The 4,625-nt window shown below is 41.8% G+C and carries 5 protein-coding genes; 4 read left to right on the top strand and 1 reads right to left on the bottom strand.

Annotated features, from left to right (window positions below):
• Positions 1-253 (bottom strand): zinc ribbon domain-containing protein (locus tag VB654_RS06045; RefSeq protein WP_323212673.1); only part of this gene is annotated, 253 nt, incomplete at its 3' end.
• A gap of 330 nt (positions 254-583) precedes the next feature.
• On the opposite strand from VB654_RS06045, the gene VB654_RS06040 reads away from it, so the two are divergent.
• From VB654_RS06040 to VB654_RS06025, 4 genes are all read left to right on the top strand, one after another.
• The gene (locus VB654_RS06040) at positions 584-2,542 is read left to right on the top strand and encodes a phage tail sheath subtilisin-like domain-containing protein (RefSeq protein WP_323212672.1); all 1,959 of its coding nucleotides are present in this window, start codon (positions 584-586) and stop codon (positions 2,540-2,542) included.
• Between the two features lie 187 nt (positions 2,543-2,729).
• Positions 2,730-3,254 carry a phage tail protein gene (locus VB654_RS06035; RefSeq protein WP_323212671.1) on the top strand — a complete coding sequence of 175 codons (525 nt, stop codon included), beginning with the start codon at positions 2,730-2,732 and terminating at the stop codon, positions 3,252-3,254.
• Positions 3,255-3,416: 162 nt separating this feature from the next.
• Positions 3,417-4,154, top strand: coding sequence for a phage baseplate protein (locus VB654_RS06030; protein WP_323212670.1), 738 nt, complete (start codon positions 3,417-3,419; stop codon positions 4,152-4,154).
• The coding region (locus VB654_RS06025) for a hypothetical protein (protein ID WP_323212669.1) at positions 4,151-4,625 on the top strand (475 nt) is incomplete at its 3' end. The genes VB654_RS06030 and VB654_RS06025, both read left to right, overlap by 4 nt.

Genomic DNA, 4,625 nt, shown 5'->3' with positions numbered 1-4,625 from the left:
GGGCTTGTAATCTTAACTTGCTTTCTTCTATGTTTTCGTACAGAGTACAGTCTTTAGCATAGGGGCGTTGAGGAAAGTTACAAGTATCATCGGCGTGATATGTGCAGCTGTCACACAGAAACTCTTTCCCAGTAGCACGGTGCAGTGGAATCCCAGGATGACCGTAAGCTTTGAGAGTTGTCCGACAATAGGGGCAAGTAATCGCCTGATTATCAACGAGTTGATGGCAAGTGGGACAAGATATAGTAGCCACAACCTCAGTACAAATAGGTAAGCATTCTGATTCTAGCTATTTATTCAGGGTTGCAACACTACTTAAAATGACAGAATTTACGCAAGTGTCACAAAAAATAAAAATTTTTTGCTTGTGCTTGTAGTAATTGCTCTCAGCCCTGATTTTGAGGACTAAAGTCCTCACTACAAACTTAAAATAATATACCAGTTGCGTAAATCCTCAATTATTCAGTGTTTGGCTTGTCACCAAAGTCAAAAATAAGGTGAAATACGTAATTCAGGAATAAGACATTGTATTCTGAGATAATCTGGTTCTATCTGCACAGACTCAGCCTAAGAGGAATATTTTATGCCTGTCAATCCCACCTATCCAGGTGTTTACATTGAGGAAATTTCCAGTGGAGTCCGCACCATCACAGGGGTTTCCACCTCAATCACAGCATTTGTTGGCTACACACCAAGAGGTGAATTAAATAAAGCTGTACGCATCTTTAACTTTGGCGATTTTGAACGGGCTTTTGGTGGATTACACCCAGATAGCGAAATTAGCTATTCTATACAGCAATTCTTTTTGAACGGTGGTACTGATGCGTATGTGGTGCGGGTAGCTCAAAATGCTGGTGCAGCTAGTCAAATACTTAAATATGGAACTGGTGCGAATGAAAATGCTTTGACTGTCAAAGCTGCTAACGCTGGGAAGTGGGGCGACAATTTATTTATAACGATAGATTACGGTAGTTCTCCCCTAACTTTGACAAGTACTTTTAACCTGACTGTCACCCGTCAAGTACAGCAAGGTAACAGTCCTAATCCTGTGGCTGTAGAAACGGAAAGGTTTCTGAACCTGACTATGAATAGTAGGTCAGCTAAATATGCTCCAGATGTCATTAACAGTGCTTCTAAGCTGATCCGGGTAGAAGTTCCCACAGGATTATTTAGCGGTGACAGTGAGACAGGTTTTACTCTGAGTGGTGATTTGTCTACTTTCCCCACATTAACGGACAAACAAATTAAAATTTCTGGGGTAATTGATGGTGAGGATAATTTTACACTGATTTTAAATAATCAGTCCACACCAGAGTTACCCTTCCCGCCGACTAATCTTAATCAGTTGGTGACGGCTATTAATAACGCTATTACAGCAGCTAACCTCACCTCTCGTTTAGTAGCTTCCCGTGCCAATGTAGCAGGTGTGGAAGACTCGGAAGCTGGAAATTTCATTAAACTGGTTTCAAGGTCTACAAATGCCGAAATTGCCGCCGTAGAGGTGACAAATTCTCCCGATAATGACGCATCTTCGGCTTTGCAATTAGGAATTAATAATGGTGGACAGGAATTTCAAGGTGCGCGAACACGTCGCCCATTACCTGTAAATAATACCAGGTTAATTGGTGGTGCTGATGGAAGTCCGCCCCAAAATGCTAATGATATTCTCGGTGGATTTGATGCCAAAACTGGAATATATGCGTTGCGTGATGTGGATTTGTTTAATTTGTTAGTGATTCCAGAAACCACTAAGCTCAGTGACTCTGCTAGTAAGGCTGTGATTCAATCAGCTGTGAAATTTTGTGAGGATAGAAGGGCATTTTATATTATTGATCCGCCACCTGCCAAGGGTTTTACTGATATTGGTGATTGGGCTGTGGGGGCTAGTAAAGATAAAAATGCGGCTATTTTCTTTCCGCGAATTTTGGCTGCTGATCCGCAAAAAGATTTCCGTCTGCGGGATTTTCCGGTTTCTGGCGCGATCGCTGGCATATTTTCTCGCACAGATAGCGATCGCGGTGTCTGGAAAGCACCAGCCGGGATTGAAGCTGTAATCCGTGGCGCGCAAGGTTTGACCTATACTTTAACAGATCCTGAAAATGGCGTTTTGAATCCTTTGGGGATTAATTGTTTACGCACATTTCCTGCTTATGGAACCATCGTTTGGGGGGCGCGGACTCGTCAAGGGGCTGATCAAGATGCTTCGGAATGGAAATATATTCCTGTGAGACGGTTGGCTTTGTTCTTACAAGAAAGTCTTTATCGTGGGACTCAATGGGTGGTATTTGAACCTAACGATGAACCACTATGGGCGCAGATTCGCTTGAATATTGGCGCGTTTATGAATAATTTATTTCGCCAAGGAGCTTTTCAGGGTAAGTCACCGAAGGAAGCATATTTTGTCAAATGTGACAGTGAAACAACTACTCAGAATGATATAACTCTGGGAATTGTGAATGTTGTTGTTGGTTATGCACCTTTAAAACCAGCCGAGTTTGTGATTCTCCAATTTCAGCAGATGGCTGGGCAAATTTCTGTTTAAATTAGTGGAAAATTAGGTTTTTTTGTCCCCTGTAGCCATTGTGTCTCGTTGGTTAAATTTAATTTTTTTTATCTAACCACAGAGACGCAGAGAACGCAGAGAGATAGAAAAGAGTGGTTTTCCGGAATGCTTGAGGACTGCTGTATTTTCTGCACAAATAAATTAACGATATTTCATTGAGGTTATCATGGCTCAGTTTAGTGTCAATGCCCAGCGTTTCGACCCTTATAAAAATTTCAAATTTCGTGTGAAATGGGATGGTAAATATGTGGCTGGAGTTAGCAAAGTGGGAGCTTTGAAACGCACTACAGAAGTAGTCACCCATCGGGAAGGAGGGGACCCCAGCACCTCCCGTGTGTCACCAGGACAAACTAAATATGAAGCGATTACTTTAGAAAGGGGTGTGACTCACGATAAGGAATTTGAACAGTGGGCGAACAAGGTTTGGAATTATGGTTCTGGTTTGGGTGCGGAAGTTTCTTTAAAAGATTTTCGTAAGGACATCATTATAGAGGTGATGAATGAGGCGGGACAAGTGGCGATCGCCTATAAAGTCTTTCGTTGCTGGGTATCAGAATTTCAATCATTACCCGAATTAGATGCAAGTGCAAATGCTATCGCCATTCAAAGCATTCAGTTACAAAATGAAGGCTGGGAGCGTGACTATGATGTTAACGAACCCACAGAACCAAGTTTCTTAGAACCAGCTTAACTGGAAGCAGGGGAGCAGGGAGCAGGGAGCAGGGAGCAGGGAGCAGGGAGCAGGGGGCAGGGAGCAGGGAGCAGGGAGCAGGGAGCAGGGGGCAGGGAGCAGGGGGAAAGAGAAATACTTTTCCCATCTCCGTTTCGCTTCTTTTCGTATCTGGTGTAAATTATGCGTTCATTGTCCGCCCAAAACATGATCGAAATTTGGGAAACTGGTCAAAAACAGCATCCCATAGATAGAGCCATGACTCTGCTGAGTTTTGCTTACCCAGATAAATCTGTGGATGAATTAGCATCGCTGAGTATTGGACAACGAGACGCATCTTTATTAACACTCAGAGAAATTACCTTTGGTAACAAAATGGAAAGTTATGCTGAGTGTCCTAAATGTGGTGAACGCTTGGAATTTACAGTTAATGTGGCAGATATTCGGGTTACTGAACCTATACCAGCTATAAATCAGGAATATTTGCTCACTTCTGGGGATTTAAAACTGCGGTTTCGTTTACCTAACAGTAAAGATTTAGCGGCTGTGGTTGGTTATCAGGATGTGAACAAAGCACGCTATTTAATTGGACAACGTTGTGTTTTAGAAGTCCATCGTGATGAAGTTGCGCTTGATAATAAAGAATTGTCTCCTGATTTGATGACTGTTTTGGCGCAGCAGATGGCTGAATGTGACCCCCAAGCCGAAATATTATTAAATCTCACCTGTCCTGCTTGCAATCATGACTGGCAGATTTTATTTGATATAGTGGCATTTTTTTGGAGTGAAATTAGCGTTCAAGCTAAACGCTTGCTGCATGAGGTTCATACATTAGCACGCTTTTATGGTTGGCGAGAAGCAGATATTCTGGCTATGAGCGCAGTTAGAAGACAGTTTTATTTAGATTTAGCAGTATCATGAATGACTTTCTCACAACATTGGCTACACGCACTTTAGGTTTAACGCCAGTGATGCAACCCCTGATTGCTTCCATATTTACTGCGGGGGAAATTTATTCTGCTGTTGACGGTGAGTATGAGTCGAATGGTGTAGACTGGGAGCGATCGCATGGAATACAGACAAAAAATCTTATATTCAATTCTGATAATACTCCGGGGTTCACCAGTAATCAACAAACTTCTAATTTAGTTAATCCGGCTAAAATTGAACCCATAGTTACACAACTAAATTCAATTCCAAAAATTGATGAAATTCCAATTGTAGTTAATAACGATTCCTCAGCAGCAATTCCATCTAATAATACTCCGGCGTTAACCGATAATCAACAAACTTCTAATTTAGTCAATCCGGCTAAAGTTGAACCCATACTTACACAGATAAATTCAATTCCAAAAATTGATGAAGTTCAAACTGTAGTTAATAACGATTCTT

The organism is Nodularia sp. UHCC 0506 (assembly GCF_034931045.1).
Lineage (GTDB): Bacteria > Cyanobacteriota > Cyanobacteriia > Cyanobacteriales > Nostocaceae > Nodularia.
This window is presented reverse-complemented; position numbering and strand designations above follow the sequence as displayed.

Excerpts from the sequence above, each read along its gene's own strand:
- VB654_RS06040 (WP_323212672.1), top strand. The coding sequence starts at position 584 with ATGCCTGTCAATCCCACCTATCCAGGTGTTTACATTGAGGAAATTTCC.
- VB654_RS06035 (WP_323212671.1), top strand. The coding sequence starts at position 2,730 with ATGGCTCAGTTTAGTGTCAATGCCCAGCGTTTCGACCCTTATAAAAAT.
- VB654_RS06030 (WP_323212670.1), top strand. The coding sequence starts at position 3,417 with ATGCGTTCATTGTCCGCCCAAAACATGATCGAAATTTGGGAAACTGGT.